Origin of the sequence: Paraburkholderia lycopersici (assembly GCF_900096975.1) — a bacterium.
In the GTDB taxonomy this organism is placed as follows: domain Bacteria; phylum Pseudomonadota; class Gammaproteobacteria; order Burkholderiales; family Burkholderiaceae; genus Paraburkholderia; species Paraburkholderia lycopersici.
The window spans coordinates 120285-141661 of sequence record NZ_FMYQ01000007.1 but is presented as its reverse complement, the minus strand read 5'-3'; the positions used below and the strand labels follow the sequence as shown (position 1 = coordinate 141661).

Sequence of the window (21377 nt, the reverse complement as noted above, 5' to 3'; positions counted from 1 at the left end):
CTCATGATCCGCGAGACGAGGCGCTCCGTCTGGAACGTTTGTGCACGGCGGCGCAGAAACCGCCGCGAGACGCCCGATGCAGATGCTGCAGCTTCTCGGGGTTGCGCACGACATAAATGGCCGCGACCTTGCCGTTCTCGATGTCGAGCGCGGTGGTTTGCAACTCTCCGTCGGCCTCGCGCGTGACGAAACCGGGCAGCCCGTTGATGAAGCCCGCGTGCACGAGCGTCGAGCCGCGCTTGCGAAACACCTCGGCCAGTTGCGCGTGCAACTTCATCACACTCCCGATACCGAACACCGGGCGGCCAAGCGCCGGACGCTTGCCGCCGCCGTCGGCATGCAGGCTCACGTCGTCGGCAAGCATGGCGCCGAGCGCACTCATGTCGCCGCTGCGCGACGCAGCGAAGAACGCCTGCGCCAGCTCGAGGCCGCGCGCCTTGTCTACGTGAAACCGCGGGCGCGCTTCCCGCACGTGGGTACGCGCGCGCCGCCAGCTGGCGGCAGGCGGCGCTCTCGCGCTGGATCGTGGCCGCGACCTCGTCGAAATCCAGCCCGAATACGTCGTGCAGCAGAAACGCCGCGCGCTCCAGCGGCGAAAGGCGTTCGAGCGCGAGCATGAGCGGCAGCGTGACGTCCTCCTGCTCATCCTCTTCTTCCATGACCGGATCGGGCAGCCAGGGGCCGATGTACGTTTCGCGCCGATGCCGCGCCGACTTGAGCTGGTCGAGGCACATGCGCATCACCATGCGGCGCAGGAACGCCTCCGGCACGCGCACCTCGGCGCGATCCACGTCCGCCCAACGGATGAACGCGTCCTGCACGATGTCCTCCGCGTCGGCGACCGAGCCGAGCATGCGGTACGCCACGCGGATCAGCATGCGCCGCAGCGGGTCGAAACTCGCCGCGGCGTCGTCGAGGCCCGGATTCGTCATGCGGCGGCGACCATTTTCCGGGCCATGGCCTTCGCCGCCGCCGGATCGACCCACAGGCCAAAGCCAACCGCGAGGCGGTTCCAGCCGTTGATCACGTTGATCATCAGCGTGAGCTTCACCTGCTCCTCCTCGGTAAAGTGGTCGTTGAGCGCCGCGCGCGCGTGCTCCAGCGCAGGGCCTTCGGACAGACGCGTGAGCGCGTCGGTCCAGGCAAGCGCCGCGCGTTCGCGCTCGGTGTAGCACGGCGCCTCTTTCCAGGCGGAAAGCAGATAGAGGCGCTGCTCGGTCTCGCCTTGCTCGCGCGCATGAGCGGTATGCATGTTAAGACAATTCGCGCAGGCGTTGATTTGCGAGGCGCGTACCTCCACGAGCGCGATGAGCTCCGGTTCGAGACTCGCGGCCACGGCGAGCGACGTGCCCATCCAGGACTTCATGAGGGTCGGAGCGGCGGCGAACAGGTCGAGCTTGGCAGCACCTCGAAGTAGATGGTATGGACACACTACCCTGAAGTTCACTCATGCATGGACGTAAGCGAAGCAGCTGGGTTTTGGAATGTCGCACGTCCCCCCTTTGCGACGCTCCCCCTAAATCGGAGGGCTGGGGTTGAAATGCTTTATGTCTTCCGTTTAAGCCGCCGCAGGCGGCGCCCCTCAGTCTTGAAGGTCGGATTCAGTCTATCCATAGGCTCAACGTAAAACCAACTACCTTGAAGTTATTCATGCATGGACATGAGCGAAGCCGCTGAGTTCTTCAATGTCGCACGCTTCCCTTTGCGGCGCTCCTCCCAAAATCGGGGAGGGCTGCGGTTAGAGTGCTTTATGTCTTCCGTTTAAGCCACCGCTGGCGACGTCACTCAGTGTTGAAGGTCGGACTCAGTTGACCCATAGGCTCAACGTAGACCCACCAAAGAGAATGGCCACGGACAGTACTCGCCTGAAGCTCGAACAAACAAGTCGTGATGGCGTTGAGCGTGACGCTCGTATGAGGGAGCCGCGGGAATCCTACATGCCGTGGTGAAATGACCAGCACTTAGTGCTCGCACATAAGCGCAAAGAGAACTAATTCGAAGGGGCTCTCCAAGCCGACATTGCTAAGGGGCTATCCGAAAAATGATTCGGATGCCAAATCTTTTCAGTCGACTCGATTGTCTACCGGAACTGGCAAGTTGCTGCAGAACGCGCTACTCGTTCCGATGGAGAGCTACCACGATGAGCAGTTCGGGCACGTTCAACGAGGCACTCGATAAGGATATTCTAATTTCGACAACCGATTGGGTCGAATTCCCTCATTGTGACGCGCACGATGAAAGAACGACTCGACGAGCCATTCAGCCATTAAATCGGCATTTATCAAAAATTGATAATAGCATTATATTTCATCTTTGTGCCTTTTTTTACTATTTTATAATGAAAACAACGCACATATGCGCAAGAGAATTCTTGCTTTCTGCGTCCCCACACTTTTTCTCACCAATCTTCCGGCTATAGTAATCACCAGTGAATGCCCGAACGAGGTGACTCAGGTGGGCGTGCGCTACGTCACCATCTCCAAATTCTCAGAGGAACCCGGTTTTTCTGAGCACGCGATAAGCACGGAGATTAGTCGTGGCGCGTGGGCTGAGGGGGAAGTCTAGTGCTGGGCGGACGGCTAGCAATTGATTTACGTTGAGGGACACGAAAAATGGGGCGAGACGGGCGAAGTGTACTGAAAGTTTCGGTGAGCAGTATCCAAATTGCATTTACCTACCGAGGGGTAGTGCGCTGGGAGCGACTGCAACTCAAGCCCACCCGGGCGGAACTCAAAGAGGCGGAGAACACTCGTCCGCCGACTCACTCATTCGAATCGACGCTGTTTTGCCCCCTCTCTGACGCGGCCTCGCGCGTCGCTTTTCGAGGAGGTCGAAGTGGCGTGGCTTGAGTTCATCGATTACCAACCCACCGAATACTCTATTGACCAGAATAACGAGTTAATAGAGACGCTCGGTACACGTCCGGCAATCGAGGACGTTCCACAAATCTATTGGGAAGACGGGACGCCTTGGGACGAAGCGAATGTGTGGGCTATCCAAAGAGCTTCGGAAAGCCTCAGTATCGATACCGTCCAACGGACAATGAGACACCTTTGCGGATATGCGACCTATGTTGAAACTGAAGGCTTAGATTGGAGACATTTTCCGCTGCGAAAGGAGGAGCGAGTTCTTTGGCAGTTCAGGGGACGACTCATTGAGGAGCGCGATGACGGCATCATCGCAAATAGCACGGCATGCGCCTGCATAAATGCCGTAATTATGTATTACCGCTTCTGTAATGTGCATGACCTAGTTGGCGCGGTCGGACCCATGTGGCAAAACCGGTCTGTCTCCATTTCAATCAATGACAGAGCCGGCTTCAAGCGAACCGTGACTCGGATGAGCACGGACCTAGCCATTAGAGACTCAGCACGACCTCCAGGTGTCAGGTTGGAAGAAGGTCTTGTGCCGCTTCGTCCTAACGACATGACTTCACTGCTTTCCTACACCGCAATGAGATGCACCCTGGAGCTACATTTGATGCTAAGTACTGGCTTCTTTACTAGTGCGCGTTTGGGCACAGTCGTCACGCTAACTGTCTCGAGTTTGTATACGGCACATGAAATCCCGGATTGGCCTGGCGTGTTCAATTTGCCGGTGGGACCCGGGACCGCTGTAGCGACCAAGTTTTCAGTAGGAGGCAGCCTCCTCGTACCACGCGAATTGCTCGACGACCTAAAGACTTATGCCACGTCGACCGCACGTCTCAAACGCGAGGTCAAAGCTCCGCCGGGAGACAAGAATGTTCTCTTTCTCACGCGTTCGGGCCGTCCATTTTCTGTGAACACGGTCGGCGCTTTGGTAAGAGCCCTTAGGGAGAAAACCCTCGGACAAGGCATGCAGTTCATGCAGACATTCAAGTTTCATGATTCGCGTGCGACGTTCGGAACGAACCTACTCAACATCCTGCTCGAACACCTCTCTCCTTCTGAAGCACTCGGAATTCTCAAAGACGCCATGCTTCACAAGGACGAAAAAGCCACGCTCTCTTACATCAAATTTCGCCAAAGTAGCGAAGCAAAGCAGAAGGCCAACTTGGCATTCTACGAAGCCTTCACGGGTCGTCGTCATGTGAGTTGGGGAGGCCAAGATGCCTAACGAAGAATTCGCTCCTGAGGACCTTGGCTTCCCAGCTACAGGCTGTGACCCGAAATCGTGGTTTAAGAATCTAGGCGTTTTCCTGTACGAAGGCGGTGCCTCTATGCACCCTGAACGCTTCGCCCAAGCAATTTCGAAGAACGAAATGGGGCCTCCTCTGCTAGACCGTTTGCCTCTCCTACAAGCATTGCACCGAACTCTCTCAGCACTCCACAGCGCTCGAAAAGGTGAATTGGCGCTTGAAAGCAGGATAACTCGCTTGAGGATGCTGTACCGTTTCGCCGAGCGCACGGGCGAACCAATAAACATGGATACCGTCGTCGATATTTTCCTCGCGTGGTCACAGTCACTTATCCGACGTACTGAACTAACAGACGACGGCGGTCAATACGACCGCGACTTGCGCCCTCTGTCCCACCCCGCCGCCTATCAATATTGTGGAACGGTCGCGCGCGTTCTCGACCTTGCGCTCAAGCCAGTCCAGAATTTGATGTCCCTGACCAACTTGAAGCCTCTTCCTCGGGGAGCACCGAACAATTCCGGGAAGCATGAGCAGCCACCTGCAAACCTCACCGCAGGACCCCAGTCGACTGTCCCCATGGAAACGCGAACGCAACACGGGGTATGCGTTAATCTTACCTTTAACGGAGTGAACTTCGGCGAAAGAGACGTACCTTGGAACCTCAATGTGCTGCTTTATCGAGGTGGCGCTGCCGCAAAGGCTAGAGATGTCCAAACCCTCATAAGCTCCGGAGCACTTGGCCCTCCCCTGTATGAGCGCTTGCGACTTGTACGTGAACTTCACGACGAACTCGCTGCACGCCTTGCAGCCGGAGGAAGTCCGCATTCGACATCCGACAGCATTGTCGGCTTGAGAAAATTCTTCCAATTCGCGGACGAAAACAATCTGTCTATGACTCGAGAAACGGCCGTGGACGCATTTTGTCTATGGGCTAACTCATTGGTTCATCGAGCGCAGCTATCGCGCGATAACTCGCGGCATCGCAAGGGGAAACGCAAGCAGTCACTGAAAAAGTCGTCGGCGTATAAGTACGGAAGAAGCGTCGCTGCGCCGCTGAATGTGGTCTTGGAGCGTCACACCAATGTTATCGAACTCACAAGGCTTAAACCCCCACGTCAAAGGAAAACAGCCATAGGTGTTCAAGCAGAGAAGCAGAGTCTAAGCGACACGTTCTCTTTTGGGCATGTGCTTCAGGACGTCTGTGACGCGCTTACGATTGAGACCATTCGGGTCGCACCACTACCTGTCGTCATTGCGCTCAGGAGCGGAGAGCTTGTTCCCTGTGATGGTTCGAATGCATGGGCAAAGATGGACCAAACTACGCGGCTTGGCAAACGCTACCGTCTTGCAAATATCCGAATTGAGGCGGAGTTGTGCATGTTCATCGGACAGACTGGCATGAATCTCTCACAAGCCCATGAACTAACGCTGCGGCACTTCTTCTACACTGGGCACATTGACAGCTATCAAGTCCGTGACCATAAAGGTCGTCGCGGCGGAGCAGTGCTATTCGAAATATTCAAGGAGTATAAGCCCCATTTTGAGCGCTATCTTGAATGGAGACGGACAATCTTCCCTCATACCGACAGGTTATTCCCGTTCATTCGGCAGAATGGCTCTCTCGCGGACACAAAATTCTTCGGCACTCTGATACAAATTGTATGCAAGCACGCTAAGGTAACGTACGTTCCACCTCAGATGCTACGCGGAACCAGGGTGAACTGGTTCCTACGCCAAACGGCGGACCCTGAAATCACAGCGGAGATAGGTCAGCACACAACGCGAACTCTGCTGAATGCCTATCACCGCCCCAGCCTCCAACGTGCCCTTGGAGAATCGACTATTTTTTGGCAGTCAGTAGACCCGCATTCGGCATTGCCTCAAGCCGTGGGTCCTGGAGATTGCGCGGGAAAAGAGCCGAAGCAATCCGAACAGCATCCTCCTGGAGCACCAAAACCAGATTGCCGGAGAGCGTCAGGATGCCTGTGGTGCTTGAACCATAGAGACGTCGACTCTTTCGACTACATTTGGGCACTGGTCACGTTCAAGCACCTCAAAACTATTGAACTGGGCAAGGGGGCCATTCCTAAGAAGGGAGATGCGGACCCACCATCAAAAGCCGTCATTGACCGCGTCGACGAGAAATTGAGGGCATTCTCGGAATCAAACGAGCAGCGGCGCGGCTGGGTAATCGAGGCGGAGCTTCGTATCGATGAGGAAGACTTCCATCCGTCGTTCAGCGACGAAATCAACGAGTCTGAGGGCGTTGCATGAAGGTTAAACCTACAGAGTTTTCGTTCAAGCCAACTGGCTTCCCAATCAGCCAGAGTGACTTCTGTTTCCAACCACCGTCCTGGCCGCCGCCACAAGACTGGATAGTCACACTTGATAGCGACGGCAATCCGCGCTCAAAATGGGGCGAACCGGTATGGGATTTCTCGTCCATGGCGGGCACCTCCCTGAAGTTGAACTTTGCAAGAGTACAACGAACGCGCGACTCAGAGCTGGGCCCGGAGAACCAATATATTCTGAAAATGTGTATGACGTGGCTGATTTGGGGTCCACAGGGATATACGTCGTGGGAAACTCTTCGGGCATGCTTCGGCCAGATTCGCCGACTCATACTCCTATGCGAACAGAATGGTATTGTCGCTAGCGACCTTTTCAGGTTTCCACGGGTCTCGCGGCTCATTGGAGAGGTTGTTCGCGGAAAGGAGCACAAGAAAAATATGCTCATCATGCTCGACCGCCTCTATCACGCTCGCGAGACGCTCGGCTTCGTAGTCGTGGGCGAAGCAGGCATGCGCAGCCTTTCCGAGGAATATTCGGCAGCTGACGTCGACGACGTCGAACAGACCGCTTACATACCTTCTCGCATTTGGACGTATCAGGTTACTCGCTTGCGAGAATGTCTGGATGACTTCCTTGCTCATCGCCAAGCCGTGGAAGCTTGCTTTAATTTCTGTGTTGACGCTTACGTAAATAACTACGGTTCTCTCTCAATCGCTGTTTCTGAGAGGGAATCGAAAAGTCGTTTTAGTCCATTCCAAGCTCCGACAAGAAATTTTGGAAAAGAAGCGGGACCTAAATTTCTCGGTCCTTTCGAGGAAACCGCAAAAAGATTTGGTATTGATATCCTCTTTCGCAAGTGGACCACAACCAGCGCCTCCATAAACATAAATCAGTTCTCGAAATATTTCTCACTCATTCAATACGTCGGATTAGCCTACATTGGCAACTTCACACTTCAGCGTTCTGCGGAGTTCGCAACCTTACGCTCTGATTGCCTGGTTGTTGAGGAGGACCCCATATTTGGAAAAATGTCGACGATTTGCGGTGAAACCACAAAAACCGACCCCGATAGCGATGCCCGATGGCCGACGAGCCGAAGCGTCGGCGTGGCAGTTGAAGCGCTAACGCTGGTCGCAAGAATGCGAACACGTTGTGCTTTCGCCTCATCGGCGTCTAATTGCAGTGACGATGACGTGGAGAATCCTTTTCTGCTCAATCGCGCTCACGAACCGTGGTCTTCGAGCGTGGTCAAGGTCCAATATTCGGTTCGGCCAACCCTTTTACGCTATAAGAAGGTCATAGAAAAGTTCCCCCTCCTTTTTGACCACGAAAAGATACGGATTACCCAAGAAGACCTTGATATCGCAAGGCGATTCACGCCCAACCTGAAGAAGTCCGGAAGCTTCTCTGTTGGGAAAATTTGGCCTCTAGCCTATCACCAACTGCGAAGAACCGGAGCAATCAACATGTTCGCTAGTGGCATCTTGAGCGACAGTTCCATTCAGGTCATTATGAAACATGCAACTGTTCTTCAGACTCGATACTACGGAAAGCACTTCAGTCGATTGAGATTCAACCAAGAATGGGAAGGAATAACAGTCGCTGCCCGCTACGAAGTTATGGCTAGGCAGATGAAGACCATCACGGAGGAACGTTACGTCTCGCCGTACGGTGAGGAGCGGAAGCAGCAAATTGCGCTCGACCTTATGGCCGAGAAGGATTTTGACCATCTTGTCAAGGAAGCTGCCAAAGGCAATGTTCCGTTTCGCGCCATCCGCCTTGGCGGCTGTACGAACAGGGAGCACTGCGAATATGGAGGTATTGAGTCAATCTCACGCTGTTCCGGAGGCGACGGTCACAAGCCTTGCACGCAAGTGCTTTACGACAAAAGGAAGCGGCCGTCTGCAGAACGACAACTCGAGAGCGTTCAAAAGAAGCTCAACAATGCTGAAGCTGGAAGCCCCCGTGCAGAGGCTCTCCAAGCCGAAGCTCAAGGCCTGAGGAATTTTCTCCATGACACAGAATGAGAAAGCTGAAGATATGTATCGAGCTGCCTTCGAGCGACTTAGGGACGGAAGGCCAACCACCGTTCCATTGGGTACACCAGTTAGCCAGAATAACGTCGCGAGGGAGGCCGGCAACGACCCGAGCGCGTTCAAGAAGTCGCGGTTTCCCACGCTTATTCGAGAGATACAAGCGTGGATGGAAATCAACGCTCAACACAAGGAGCTCAAAAATAAGCGCAGCGCACGTCGGCACGAAAGACAGGACGCGAAAGCTAAGGCCGACAGATACAAGAAGGAGCGTGACGCGGCACAGTCCAGACTCGTCAGTGCTCACCGTGCCGTACTCACCCTCCTCCAAGAAAAGGCGGAGCTTCAGCGAAGACTAGACGACCATCTACCTCCCCCATCTCCACTGAGATAAGCGCGCAAGCTGATTTCGAAGCAAGGCACCAACGCCGTTGACAAGATGAGGAACGGTGGCACAGGAAATAGTGAGTCAAACGGGCTTGTCGCGCAACACGGTGGCCGCAAACTGCGCGACCGGCCCGCAGTGTACATTTCTCCCGACTACGCAGACACGCTGCCAGCATCCCTCTCAAAATCTGCAGGCGAGGCGCCCGGTGTGCTGCCCAATCACACGAACTTTATACACTGTGTGAGGGCAAGGCCGCCTTTTTTCTTCACTTTCGGCGGGTAGTGCATCAGTCGATGCAGCTTCGTATCCAGCGACCGGCGACCTCAGCTAGCTGTACCGGCACAGCATTGCCGAGCTGCCGCATCGCTTCGCTCCAGGAACCCGATGGAATGAATGAATCTGGTAGCCCCTGCAACCGTGCAGCCTCGCGCACCGTGAAATAGCGAACGCTGTGGTCGCTGTCAACAAGCACGTTTTCTCCCCCCGGGACTCCGTGCGCCCCCGCTTTGAGTGCCTTGGCCGGCGAATCTACCGGACTTCCAGCATGTCCGGGGTATTGCCGGGCACCTCTGCGGAGCTCGTGCCTTAGCGGATTACTGCCATGCATCGGCTCCCCAAGTCCCGCAAACGCATCACGGCACGTACCCCAAGCACCTTCTTGAGGCTCTAACCCTGTGTCTCGCAATTTGCGGAGAATTGATTGCTCGATGCGCGTCGGCGTGTGCGACTCGGGGCTCGATATCGCGTGCCGGTGCCAATATGTGCCCGATACCCACTTCTCCCAAACGAGCCGTCTAAAACTGTGGGTAGGAGCAGGGAACGGTCGCAGGGTGCCACAGTCGGCTCGCACTCCGCCGATGAAAACTCTATGTCGACGTTGAGAAACTCCATAATCGGCGGCATCCACCAAGACAACCGCGACGTTGTATAGAGGAGCTTTGTGGCCTCTTTGACCTCCCGCATACGCAAGGCGATTGACAATGCCATCAAGATACTCCGCGAATGATGGTCGCAATAGCCCTCTTACGTTTTCAAACAAGAATGCACGTGGCCGTAATTCACGCACCGCCCTCACCGCCTCCGGCCACATGTCGCGCGAATCGCGTTTCCCCTCTGCCAATCCGCCAAATGAAAACGGCTGGCATGGTGGGCCGCCCGCAAGCAAAGCTACTTCACCCGAGTCACCCCACTGAATCGTTCTGACATCCTGCTCCAAGACAAGTGGATGGCTGCCGCTCCGCGATTGTCTGAAATTACGCCGCAGAGTTTCACATGCCACTGGATTCGATTCGACCATACAGCTGTGTTCGAAGCCGGCCAATTGGAGTCCGGCAGCCAAGCCACCGCAGCCGGCGAAGAGCTCAACACATGTTAGTTTTTGGTCATTTCGCTCCGGCAAGGCCGAAGCATTCAGGGAGTCCGAAAGCGATTCGGTGGTATGGAAATGCTGACATACAGCCACGACACGAGCCTCAATGAGAAAGCTCGTGTAGCCGCCGTTTTTATTTCAACCGATTGCGGTTCGTGAGGGGACGCCCCAAACTGACGCCGGCTGCTGGGCATCACCTACCGTTGGTGCAAACGGGGATTACCTGTTCGGTAATAAGAAGAGCAATGAATGTCACACCCGACCTAGAGAGTACGAGGGACCGCACTGGAGCGGCCCCCTGAATCGCCGGACACAGTCTCCCGCTTAAACTAACGGGTAGGCATAAGACTGTGTTTTTGACTAACACCAGGCAGGAAGTGATGGAAGTGTTGACGGGCCCGGAGCGTCGGCGGCGCTGGACGGCGGAGCAGAAGCTGGCGATGGTGCGGGAGAGCCTCGAGCCGGGGAAGTCGGTTTCGATGGTTGCGCGCCAGCACGGCGTGAATCCGAACCAGTTGTTCCACTGGCGCAAGCTGTACCAGGACGGTAGCCTGTTAGCAGTCAAGGCTGGCGAGGAAGTGGTTCCGGCGTCGGAACTGGCCGATGCGCTCAAGCAGATTCGTGAGCTGCAACGGATGCTCGGCAAGAAGACCATGGAGAACGAGATTCTCCGCGAAGCAGTCGAGTATGGCCGTGCAAAAAAATGGATAGCGCACTCGCCCTTGCTGCCGGAGGACGACCAGTGAAGCTGGTTTGTGAAGTTCTCGGCGTGTCGCGCTCGAACGTATCGGCACGACGGTCGCGTCCGGCGACATGGCGCGATGGCCGTCAATCGAAGCAGACCGACGATGCGGCCGTGGTCGAGGAAATCCGCCGGGTCGTCGGCGATTTGCCCAGCTATGGCTATCGACGGGTTTGGGGCGCGTTGCGCAATGAACGCATTGCGGCTGGGCTGGTGCCGTTCAATGCCAAGCGCGTCTATCGCGTCATGCGCACGCACGGGCTGCTGATGGAGCGCCGACCGATTCCACCCCGGCCGCAACGCCGCCACGACGGCAAGGTGGCTGTAGCGCGCAGCAATCAGCGTTGGTGCTCGGACGGTTTCGAGTTTCGCTGCGATAACGGCGAACCGCTGCGCGTAACGTTCGCGCTGGACTGCTGCGACCGTGAAGCGATGAGCTGGGCGGCCACGACAGCGGGCCATAGCGGCGACATTGTGCGCGACGTGATGCTGGCTGCGGTGGAAAATCGCTTCGGCAATGCGCTGCATACGCCATCCGAAATCGAGTGGTTGAGCGACAACGGCTCGGGCTACACGGCCGACGACACGCGGAGGTTTGCAGTGGGCATAGGCCTGAAGCCATTGACCACGCCGGTGTGCAGCCCGCAAAGTAACGGGATGGCCGAGAGCTTCGTAAAGACCATGAAGCGCGACTACGTCGCCTTCATGCCGAAGCCGGATGCAGAGACCGCTGCACGCAACCTGGCCATCGCGTTCGAGCATTACAACGAGAAGCATCCCCATAGCGCGCTGAAATACCGCTCGCCCCGCGAGTTTCGGCGCTCGATGGATTCAGCAACCTTAGTGTGAGGCTGTGTCCGCGATTACAGGGTCAACTCCAATGTCGCGCGGCACCCACACCACAGCCCCCTCTTCCCCACGAGTCTGACCGCTCCAGTAGATTTCGACGGGCAACATATCGTGCCCCATTTTCAGCAGCCGTTCGAGGTACCCGGTCGTCGCATTTTCTAGAGCGCACAGCGGAACGCCAGCAGCTGCTACAAATTCCACAATCGCCACAACCACTGCGTCGAGCGCCTCCCAGAGCGCCAACGAGCCAAAGGGGGATGCAGGGACTCGGTCACGAACATCCGGATATCTCATATTGCCCCCCGTTATGTCACAGCGACCACAGGATGGCTCAATGACCTATTCCGACGCGAGGCGAGCAACCCCGGCCAGCCGGCAGAGCGGGTGTCCTCAACGCCTTTTCAACGCGCTCTCGCCACCGGCGCTCTATCTGGGATGAGCTGTTCATCTAGCGCGTGAAGGTGCGCGGCCAGCGCGCCCAACCTGCCGAGTTCATGCTGCTCGCGCGTCAATCGCTGAGCCGGCGTCGACGAAGTGACCGCAGAACGAGAAAACGCCCGGTCAACGTAATACTGTGTCGCGTCTATCGTCAGGCTATGTCCAAGATACTGCGCGAGTTGCCTCTGAAAATCGACAGCCTTGGGACGCGTCTCATCAGAATGATGGGCAAGGTATCGGAGAAACGCCATAACTGTGCGATGTTTCCTCTCAAGAGTGGATTCAGAATTCGTCACAAGCACCTCCCATATAACGACCTGTTGTTTCGCCTTTCATAAGACGGAAGGCTCGAGAACCACGCAAAGTACGAAGACGCACAAATTCAATGCTTCAGCGTAGGCAACGATTCACGGAAATTCAATGAATTTTCGACGTGCCCACAATCTTCGTGAATTCCAACTCCAATCATGAAGATTCACTAAAATCACGGCAAATCATCATGATTCGCGCATTTTCAATTTTAAATAACCGATTTCAATAGTTCGCACCCATTTGTGGACGACAAGAAAACTTCGCCCAACCGGCTCAGAACCCCAGCGGCAAGCCATCCTTATCCGGCATTGAATCGATGCCCAGTAACACACGAATGAGCCTCAGCCTCGGCGTTTCTGATGCCAGCCGTTCACTCATGTGCTTCGTGAGAACATCGTGATGCTCCGTGCGCAGCCTAAGCTTCTTTGTGAAAAGCGCCAGCGCGAATTCCGCTGCCGCTTCGCCTTGCCTCCGGTCGTGCTGCTCGAATATGCTGATAAGCAAATCCAACATGAACTGGCTCGAATCAGTCTCCTTCGAGTAGTCGAGTTCACCGGGCACCGCGCAGCGGAGCATAGCTGCCTGAATGACACCGTCGTTATAGCGTGTGAAATTCTCTGGGTCCAATATCACTTGCTGAAAGGCATCGGTGGACAGACTCATAGATGCCTTTAGCGCCTTGTCCTCCCTTGCGTTCTGCAGAATGGCACCAACCATCGCAAAGACGCTCGCGGCATTACCGGCATTGTTCTCGTCGTACTTGAATGACCAGAAAGCAAAGTCGCGCCGCAGCTTCATAGGCTCAGTTAGATAAGCGTCCAGGCCAAGGAATGCATTCCCCGTCATTCCGCCAATACTGCCTCGTATGCGACTGAGCCTGATTTTGTATGATTCCCCGAACGCCGACCCGACGTTCTGCATGAGTCTTGATTCGCTCTCGAATGAATCCGCTAGCCGTGCTCCCCCTGCGATTTGACGGAATCTTCGAATCTGGATGCTAGCCTTCGTCGCCGAGTACTCCAGGTTCTGCTTCAAGACTAAAATTTGATTCGATGTCTCCGCAATTTGCGCGCCGACAAAATACGTCCGGGCTCCCTCATGCAGGTCTCTAAGGTCGCGACTGATAGAGAGGAGCTTTGTCCCACGCCCAATAACTGCTGCCACAATTAGCAAACCACTGTAGCGCCCGAACTGCCCTCCCTCTGGAGAGATGTCCTGCTCGCCAATCACGGGCAATGCACTAGCGCGTTGCATGACCGTTCGCAAACGCTGCGCACACTCGTTTGCCAACGCCAACGACGCATCATCGTGTTGATGGATGATTGCCGCAACAGAGGCAGGTGTGTATTGATTTAGTGTTTCGCCAAGATATTTGTCAAACCCATCCGTCGCGGTCAGATTCGTTCCATCGAGATAGATAGGCCGAACTGTATCGGACCCTCCACTCATACCTTGGACACTGAGCCGCCCAGTCGCTGTGAACGCCTTACAAAATGACTCAGCGTCGGTGGGCTTATGGTTTCCGCGAAGCAAAACCTTTTTAGGCTGCATTTCGGCCGGTGCAAACCGCTCGCCAACGATGGGGAGGTCTCTGAGATGCTCCGCCGTAGTGCCCTCTTCCTCGCCGTTGGGCTGCGGCAAAGCGAACAGTGCATTCTCAGCTCCCTTGGTGCCCTGAAGTGTAAGGAGGGTGACCACCTCCGCTCGATGACACTGTGTCCTTGCTTGCCAATCTCGCTCAAGGTTCAACGACGAGGATGCCGAGATGATGCAGAACGACGTGCCAAACAACGGCACATCGATTTCATTGAGGCCATCGTGTGAGTGAAAGCTGACTACCCGCGGTTGAGGAGCGTCGTACATCGCGCAATACATGTCGCGCAACGCGTATGCAACGCTCGCAATGCCCATCGAATCGATGTAGATGACATCGAGGTGCCCGTGGCAAACGTCAGCCCGCTCTTTGAGCCTCTGTAGCAAAGAAAAGGCGAGGAACTGAACACTCTCGACTTCTGTGAGTGCCTCTTCTGCTCTCAAGAAGTGCTGTGACCGCTTTTGGGACGGCTTTACGAACGTAAATCCAGGCGGAGCATTGACAAGCACATGAGGAGCAGCGAACAGCTTGCTAAGACCAGCGGCGCGAATCGCAGCTGTCTGCCCCTTCAAAATTGTTTTTAGTCCAGCAATCTTGTTAGTAACCTGGTGGAAAAGGCGAATCGTCCCACCGTGCTCGAACGTGCAGATGCAAAGACAGACCTTTGTCGACGTTCGCTCTGCTGCCTGCTTTAGCATCGGCTGCTGCCGGAAGCCATCCTTAATTGCGTCTGCTTCTTCCGCTGTGCACACAATAGCCATCACGTCCGGTGCCGCTACAGTCTTCATCCCGTTGTCGATGGCGTCCGCAAGATGTGACTCGTTCGGCTTTCCGGGCGGCTTGAAGAGGAAGTGGAAGTTGCGAATCGGACCACCTGTCGGCAACGTGCAGTCGAAAGTGAAGTAGCCTTTCACAGCAGCACCTTCGAAAGTGGCACGACGATGGAGTAGCAAGCGCCCGCCGTCATTGGGAGTTCTGGCTGCTCCTTAAGCCAATGTTGCGCAGAAAACGACGCCTCATTCTTCGGCGACGAAAAATCTTGAACGAGACAGACTCGTCCGGTCCTCAAACGCAGGTATGCATTAAGCCGTTGAAGTGTTTGCAACACGTACGAAAGTCCGGCGCCACTGCCGGCGGTCGATTTCGTAGTCGCATGGAGCTCGAAGCATTCTTGAACGAGGGAAACTTCCTGCGCAATTGACATGGTCTCAATCTTGTCGCCGCCGCGCTGTCGCCGCGAAAACCAACGACGGGCCAAGCCTGGTCCGGTGTCGAGCACCGTAAGTTCAAGAAACGCAAACTGGCTATTCTGCCAGCGTTCTTCTGCGCCTTTCTTCGACGTGCGGCGGTTTGCAATGTTGTGCAAGAGAAAGAATGAAAGCCGGGGGTCATCCTCGCCGAGGTGTGTGGCCGCAGTCTTCGCGTCGTACGAGATAAACTTCGCCATTACCGCACGCAGGTTCTTCGAATATGGTCGTCCTTCCTCGTCTGTCGTTGCGTGCTCGTCAGTGTTCCGAAAGAGTTCGTATATGAGTGTGCCCAACGTGACGCGCGTCGCGTCGTCCATATGGCGTTCCGCTCCCGGCGCACATGCCTCGATGATTCGCGAGGTTAGGGTAATGAACTCATCTCGGGAGCGAACGGCGCCGAGTTCAGGCCTCGAGTAGAGCGGTATCAGGAACTCATTTTTCGCACGGGAGAAACTGCCAAGAAACGCACCTCTGCCATGCATTGTTTCTCTGAAGCGGCCGGATTGCATCGCAGCAATTCGTGCGACGACATCTCCAAGAGCGTCGCGCGTGGTAATCGCCTCTCCACTCGCCGATTCGATAGCGCTGGCGAAGTATGCTGCGGCCATACTATGCGGTTCCTTGGCCACGGCCTCAGCAACAGCAGCCGTTTCCTTTCCATAGAGACGCAAAGTCGGCACCTCCACGCTACGCGACCATTCTGCGGATAGCTGTATGAGCGAGCCGGTAACACCAACGCCTCCCCCGAACTTCAGGGACATCGGAAGACGCAGCGTTTGCCCAGACGAAAGAGTTGGGTAAGCCGCTTCTATCTCTTTGAGGCTGACAGCTTGTGGAATCGAAATCATGGTTCTCCCCGCCTCTGCATCCCTGTGTTCCCCGTCGAAACTCGAACTCGCCGCTTCATCCCGCCCCGACTACGCCGGTCAATTGCTGAATTCGTGAGTCGTGGTCAACTGGGGCCGGAAAGCGGCCCCAGCCTAATACGTTAAATGCTGACAGTAATGCATCATAATGTTGACGATTCTGGCACCTTCTAGTTGTTCAACGGGCTAATCGTCGCATTACGAATTCTTGTTAAGTCATAGAAGATGTGTCAGCGTGGGAGGTTGATGTCCGGCTTCGTCTTCCTTCAAAAGATTCACGGTGTCAGCAAGAGCAGAAAACCGACCTGCGTCCGCGAGCGCCTGAAGATGTGCTTGAAGCTCAGAACCTCGCTGCACCAAGACCCGATGTCGACCAAGAAAGACATACGGCTTTGCGTCCGGAGTTGAAAACTCCCGCCAATATATAGCGCCAGTCCATGGTCCACGAATTTCGGCGATGACGTCCGCGGGTGGCTCCTCAAAATTCACCCTCTCCAAGTCAACGCTCAACACGCAGGCGTCCAGCCCTTGCGCAGCCGGGACGACGTTCACTGTCGAGGTTGAATCATTGTCGAACAACATCGAAAACGAGCGATTTGGAGGTGCTAGATATAACGGCACATCTGAGGCCTGTGCCATTCCTCGCTGCACAAAAGCGTAGGCGAGCTCAAGCGACTGTCGATTTTCCACATTGATATATGGTCCTTGACCCAATCGCATTGGACTGCGGGTCGCCTGAAAACACAATATCGTTCCCTTTTGCTTGGAAAGTTCTCTTAGACTCAGATATTTCGCATTTGATTCTGCAGCATCAAACGAAACCCGTTGTGTCACAGGAATTAATTTTAGGGAAATTAGGTCTGCAAAATCCTGCATGGCCGTGGCCAACTCATTTTCTGTAAACACGTCATAGACGTTTCCTCCGTGCGATGCGGCTTCTTCAGCCAAGGCGTAAATAACGTCTGGAGTATACGACCCGCTCGCCTTGAGGAAATCGCGATACCCTTTGTGGAACATGCGCTGCGCATCTGCGACAAACTTCTCTGCTGCGCGATTATGGATGAGTTGCCGCCTATCGATAGAAAACTCGAATCCTTGTGGTGTAAGCGCATTTGCTACGTAGAAGCCCACCCTCATTACGTCGATGCAGAGCGGACCGACACGGACCGGCACAGCAAAGCCGCAAACGCCTGTTCGAGGTACGTGAATACCCCCCATCATTCCGAGTATGGACTGGCCGGCCGCCGCCATAAACGTCGCCCGACCCTTTTCCATTCGGTACGCCAATCCGAGTGATAGCCGAGTACTCTCGGTCTCATCTTTGTATTGAAAAACCTTGATACCCAAATCTTCCGCTGCTGGTTGGCGCACTCCAAACAGTACCTGCCCATTCACCTCCGGAAGCACTGCGTCAATATGCTCATGTGCGTCATCAAAAGATATGGTTAGGGGAACCATCGAGCAAATCAGCTCACCTTTCAGCGACCTATATACATCGTCAATTACAACGTCAGCCTTGAGCCTTAGCGTGATGGTCGTTCCACAGGGTCGTTCGACCGGAGCGAAGACAGTAAAGTCCCTCAAGTCAGTCAGTTGAACATCAAAGCCGAACCCTAGTGCGCGCTCCGCCTGCTCCCGTTTTCCTCTGTAGCTCTCAAAGGGAGCAGTGGAAACTGTTGCCATGTCAGAGATGGAAAAAACCGACCAGAATCCGATTCCAAATCGCGCTATCGGTGCATATCCGTCGTCGGCATACGACTTCTCACGCGACCTACTACTGCCGACGGTTAGGAAATTATTTAGCACAACACGTTCCGACATCCCGCATCCGTTGTCCTTGACCGTGACCTCGCGACGCTGCCTGTCGAACACAACGTGCACCAACGGCTGGTACCTATCGGACGGCGCGGAATGATGAGCTCGATATCGACAAGCTTCGACAGCGTTCTGCACAAGTTCGCGTAGTGCAATTCCTTTCTGGTCCCGCCATACAGCATTCGATGCAATTAGGTCGATTACGCTCCGCTTGTTAAGGCGTACTCCCAGCCGATGGAAATCTCCCGAAGTGAAGACCAAGTCTCGTTGGAAAGGCTCGCCTCTTATCTTGAGCCGAGGCACCTTGCATCGCCTGTCGATGTCATAGTATCCCTGAAGCCACCCTTCCATTTCGTCGAATGTTCGATGCGCAAGTGCCAACACTTCCGGCTCCGAAAATGTTCCACTCACAACAATGCGCCCATCGTCCGTAACCGCCAAGCTATCACCCGTGCAGACATGCTTCATATTCTCCGCATAGGACTTCCGCGCAGCGCTGCTGCTATCTAGCGCGAGTGACTCAAGGACACCGTCGACAACTCGCGTATCGCTGAACTCGATAGCGTCTGCGACACATACAACCACTGCCAACTGTGTTAAATTACTCTCCCTATTTCCCGCAGCAAAAGGAACTTGTAGCTCCTCTTCCAATTTCGGGATAACGTAGTTATGAGCCTTCATCAACCGGTCAAGCGCCGCAATCAGATTGCGAGGCACACCGAGTTCCTCTGCATTCATCTCGATATACGTGCCGCCTCTACTCGAGTGATTTGCGCGCAAATGGCTCTGGAGGCACTCTCTGGTTTCCCACCCCGGCTCAAGAGTGAAGTTTAGTTTCGCAGCTAACGCCTGCTCCTCCCCGGGAAAAACCGCCATACCCAGGTCGTGAGCGTAGGCTGCAGCAATCAACAGAAACACCTCCGGCGCGCTCAATGCTTCGGGTGCAGCATGTTCCAAGCAAGCAGGCAGGATACAGTCCGCTATTCGGCAGACCACCTGATAGCCGTGGTGAGCATCATGTCGCGTGTAGTACGGGAAGTAATTCTTGATTGTCGCCATCAACGGAGCGATTCCGCTAACAAAGACGGTTATCCGCTCCGCGTAGTCCCCGTCTATAGACTGTAGGTATTTAAAAAGCTCTGTTTCTTTAAGCTCTACGATTGGTTCTCTAATTGACATTTGCGTGACTCATCAATTCACGAATGGAAACTTCACTATCATAGCGGCCTTTTGCGACGCGCCCCAATCCCTTAGATGGTCTGCTTCCTTCGTGACGTCCGAGCGTCTGGTCCGTACGTCAGTCGTCGCCTCAAGGCGCGTCATAGCGCAGGAGCCGTTCGAGTGGAAATCGATGTCCATTGTGGGTCTCTCGCTATTCTTTTGCATTCCCCGCGTTGCAGTTACCACCGGTGAGTGCAAGTATGCATGCAAATCTGTAATGCGGACGAGTTGCGTGATGCCATATGCATATATATTCTCGTGCGGCACTGAGGCCGCGCCCGTCCGCCCTGATGTCCATTTCCTCTTCCGTCATTGCCGCCATCGATGACATAGCAAACGTTTGCGCCACCACCTTCATTTAGCTAGGTTCGATTCCGGATGGTCAGTTTCTTAGACGAGCGCGCTGAGCTGAGACAGCTACCCTTGATTACTCTGCGTTAGCTCTCGGCGACGTCGATGTATGCTCGTGGCGCGCAGGGCATCTGGCGCTGCCCTGCGACCGCTGAAGCTCGGCAGCTATTGATGGCCGGCCGAAACGCTACTGCTTTTGCGCTTCGCGCTCAACCGGACGGACCTCGAGGCGGGCAAGCTGGCATGCCTCCACCTTCCCGTAACCGGTGACGGGAAGATTGAGATTGCTTTCACTGGCAACCCAGGCCGTCGCGTCGATGGCCTTCACGTGCTTAGGGGGCGTATTCGTTGCCTCAGGCTAGCAAACCTCCTAGTCAACGCAAAGCGTGCGCTCTGCCCAACCATTTGTTTTCGATGACGCTATCAATGCGATTGACCGCGACCATCGAGGCGGGATACGCAAGACCTTCTTTGAAGGCGACACTTTCGCAAATACCAAGTTCATCGCTACATGTCACAGCAACGAGTTCATCAAGGACATGCAGCAGCACCTTCCTGAAGCTCGAAAGAAGGACTCAGCCGTCTGCCTATTCCGCCACCATACCGGCGACGACCATCCTCGGGTCACGCGCAATGTTCCGAGCGCGAATTAGATTGCCAAAGCCCGTGCAGCCCGCGACGCCCTCAACGACCGAGACGCTCTCTTGGTGCGTCGCGGCAGGCACTCGAGATGCTTTCAGACAAGGTCTGGGACTGGCTCGGAAGCCCCAACTTGGGGCAGATAAGCGTCCCTCTCGCCGGAGTCGGCGCGGAACCTGGCTTACGGAATGTTTGCGACGCGCTGGCAAAAAAACTCAAGAAGGCTGACACGTTCAATCATACGAACAAAGCCGCAATCATCGCGGGATTCGACCAAATATTGGGAATCCCCGAAACAAACCCAATTTGGACGTAGCTGAACAAAGGGACGCATGAAGAAGCTAACCGAGATGACTTCGACGGCGAGCTCGTCGAAACGGTCGTAACCGTCCTCGAAAACCTTGGAAAACTAGACCTTTGGCGCGGCAAGTAATAATCGCCACACAAAACAATGCCTCTCGAGCAGTGTTGGTCTGCCAGAGAGGCGTTGTTTCTCTCCGCCGATAGGACGCTCAGCCAGCAATCAAAAACTTCTTACGGTCCTTTGCCGCTGCCAACCACCCAGGAGCGCGCCCACGACCACTCCACGTAGCCCCCGTCTCCGGGTCGCGGTACAGCGCTGGTTGAACGCCTCGCACATAATTTCCAGCTTTCGACTCCTTCTTCGTCGTCGCAGTGACTGCAGGACTTATAGCAAGGAATTTCGAACCGTCCTTCGAGTCAGCTATCCAAGCAGGAGCACGTCCGCGCCCGGTCCAGGTTGCACCCGACTTCGGGTCACGGTACTTCGGGGCTGAGACAGCAGCTTTCCCGCCTGGCTTACGACCACGCGACTTACCGATATGCGCCTGGATATCAGCGAGGACCAAGCCGTGCTTGTCCATTAGCTCGCGAATTCGCTCAAGAGCCGCAGTCGACTTCGTCGCCGCAAGTGCCTCAGCTTGGGCTTGAAGCCTCGCAATCTTTGCTTGAATGTTTTCGAGCGTCGCCATTGTCTCTCCTGATTGAAATAATCTCCGCGCACTATGCCATATTGCTCACAGTAAACGCTAGCTGCGAACCGCCATGGCAACGAAGACGATATCGGGCACCACGACC

11 protein-coding genes and 2 pseudogenes are annotated in these 21377 nt (G+C 55.2%); 5 read left to right on the top strand and 8 right to left on the bottom strand.

What is annotated here, in order from left to right:
* Positions 1–76: 76 nt before the first annotated feature.
* Positions 77–932, bottom strand: a pseudogene (locus BLU17_RS10380) (sigma-70 family RNA polymerase sigma factor); the annotation flags it as partial.
* Positions 929–1366 carry a carboxymuconolactone decarboxylase family protein gene (locus tag BLU17_RS10375; RefSeq protein WP_091996642.1) on the bottom strand — a complete coding sequence of 146 codons (438 nt, stop codon included), beginning with the start codon at positions 1364–1366 and terminating at the stop codon, positions 929–931. The pseudogene BLU17_RS10380 and the gene BLU17_RS10375, both read right to left, overlap by 4 nt.
* Before the next feature lie 1246 nt (positions 1367–2612).
* On the opposite strand from BLU17_RS10375, the gene BLU17_RS10365 reads away from it, so the two are divergent.
* From BLU17_RS10365 to BLU17_RS32285, 4 genes are read left to right on the top strand one after another with little or no spacing between them, the layout of a single operon-like run.
* Entirely contained in the window at positions 2613–2849 is a 237-nt protein-coding gene (locus tag BLU17_RS10365) for an Arm DNA-binding domain-containing protein (RefSeq protein WP_091996640.1), read from the top strand.
* Positions 2836–4098, top strand: a complete 1263-nt coding sequence (locus BLU17_RS10360; RefSeq protein WP_091996639.1) for a site-specific integrase — start codon at positions 2836–2838, stop codon at positions 4096–4098. Before BLU17_RS10365 ends, BLU17_RS10360 begins: the two co-directional genes overlap by 14 nt.
* Positions 4091–6394 carry a site-specific integrase gene (locus tag BLU17_RS32290; protein ID WP_143189219.1) on the top strand — a complete coding sequence of 768 codons (2304 nt, stop codon included), beginning with the start codon at positions 4091–4093 and terminating at the stop codon, positions 6392–6394. Before BLU17_RS10360 ends, BLU17_RS32290 begins: the two co-directional genes overlap by 8 nt.
* A complete protein-coding gene (locus BLU17_RS32285; RefSeq protein ID WP_143189218.1) occupies positions 6391–8439 on the top strand; it encodes a hypothetical protein in 2049 nt (682 codons plus the stop codon). Before BLU17_RS32290 ends, BLU17_RS32285 begins: the two co-directional genes overlap by 4 nt.
* A 680-nt stretch (positions 8440–9119) precedes the next feature.
* Here the strand turns inward: BLU17_RS32285 and BLU17_RS10335 are convergent.
* Complete coding sequence (locus BLU17_RS10335) at positions 9120–10295, bottom strand: DNA cytosine methyltransferase (RefSeq protein ID WP_245746793.1); 1176 nt, start codon at positions 10293–10295, stop codon at positions 9120–9122.
* Between the two features lie 287 nt (positions 10296–10582).
* Here BLU17_RS10335 and BLU17_RS10330 point away from each other — a divergent pair.
* Positions 10583–11793, top strand: a protein-coding gene (locus BLU17_RS10330; protein ID WP_091996633.1) for an IS3 family transposase whose coding sequence is annotated in 2 segments (ribosomal slippage) — positions 10583–10898 and positions 10898–11793 — 1212 coding nt in all. Because the reading frame shifts where the segments join, the coding sequence is not laid out codon by codon here.
* A 1023-nt stretch (positions 11794–12816) separates the two neighbouring features.
* Here BLU17_RS10330 and BLU17_RS10315 read toward each other — a convergent pair.
* The 5 genes and pseudogenes from BLU17_RS10315 to BLU17_RS10290 form a co-directional block, all read right to left on the bottom strand.
* Positions 12817–15051, bottom strand: a complete 2235-nt coding sequence (locus BLU17_RS10315; protein WP_091996630.1) for a hypothetical protein — start codon at positions 15049–15051, stop codon at positions 12817–12819.
* Positions 15048–16235 carry a hypothetical protein gene (locus BLU17_RS10310; protein ID WP_143189217.1) on the bottom strand — a complete coding sequence of 396 codons (1188 nt, stop codon included), beginning with the start codon at positions 16233–16235 and terminating at the stop codon, positions 15048–15050. The genes BLU17_RS10315 and BLU17_RS10310 overlap by 4 nt, the downstream gene beginning before the upstream one ends.
* Positions 16236–16469: 234 nt before the next feature.
* Complete coding sequence (locus tag BLU17_RS10305) at positions 16470–19247, bottom strand: HD domain-containing protein (RefSeq protein WP_091996628.1); 2778 nt, start codon at positions 19245–19247, stop codon at positions 16470–16472.
* Between the two features lie 580 nt (positions 19248–19827).
* The gene (locus BLU17_RS33095; RefSeq protein WP_176929009.1) at positions 19828–19968 is read right to left on the bottom strand and encodes a hypothetical protein; all 141 of its coding nucleotides are present in this window, start codon (positions 19966–19968) and stop codon (positions 19828–19830) included.
* Between the two features lie 826 nt (positions 19969–20794).
* Positions 20795–21271: pseudogene (locus BLU17_RS10290) on the bottom strand (H-NS family nucleoid-associated regulatory protein); the annotation flags it as partial.
* Positions 21272–21377: the final 106 nt, after the last annotated feature.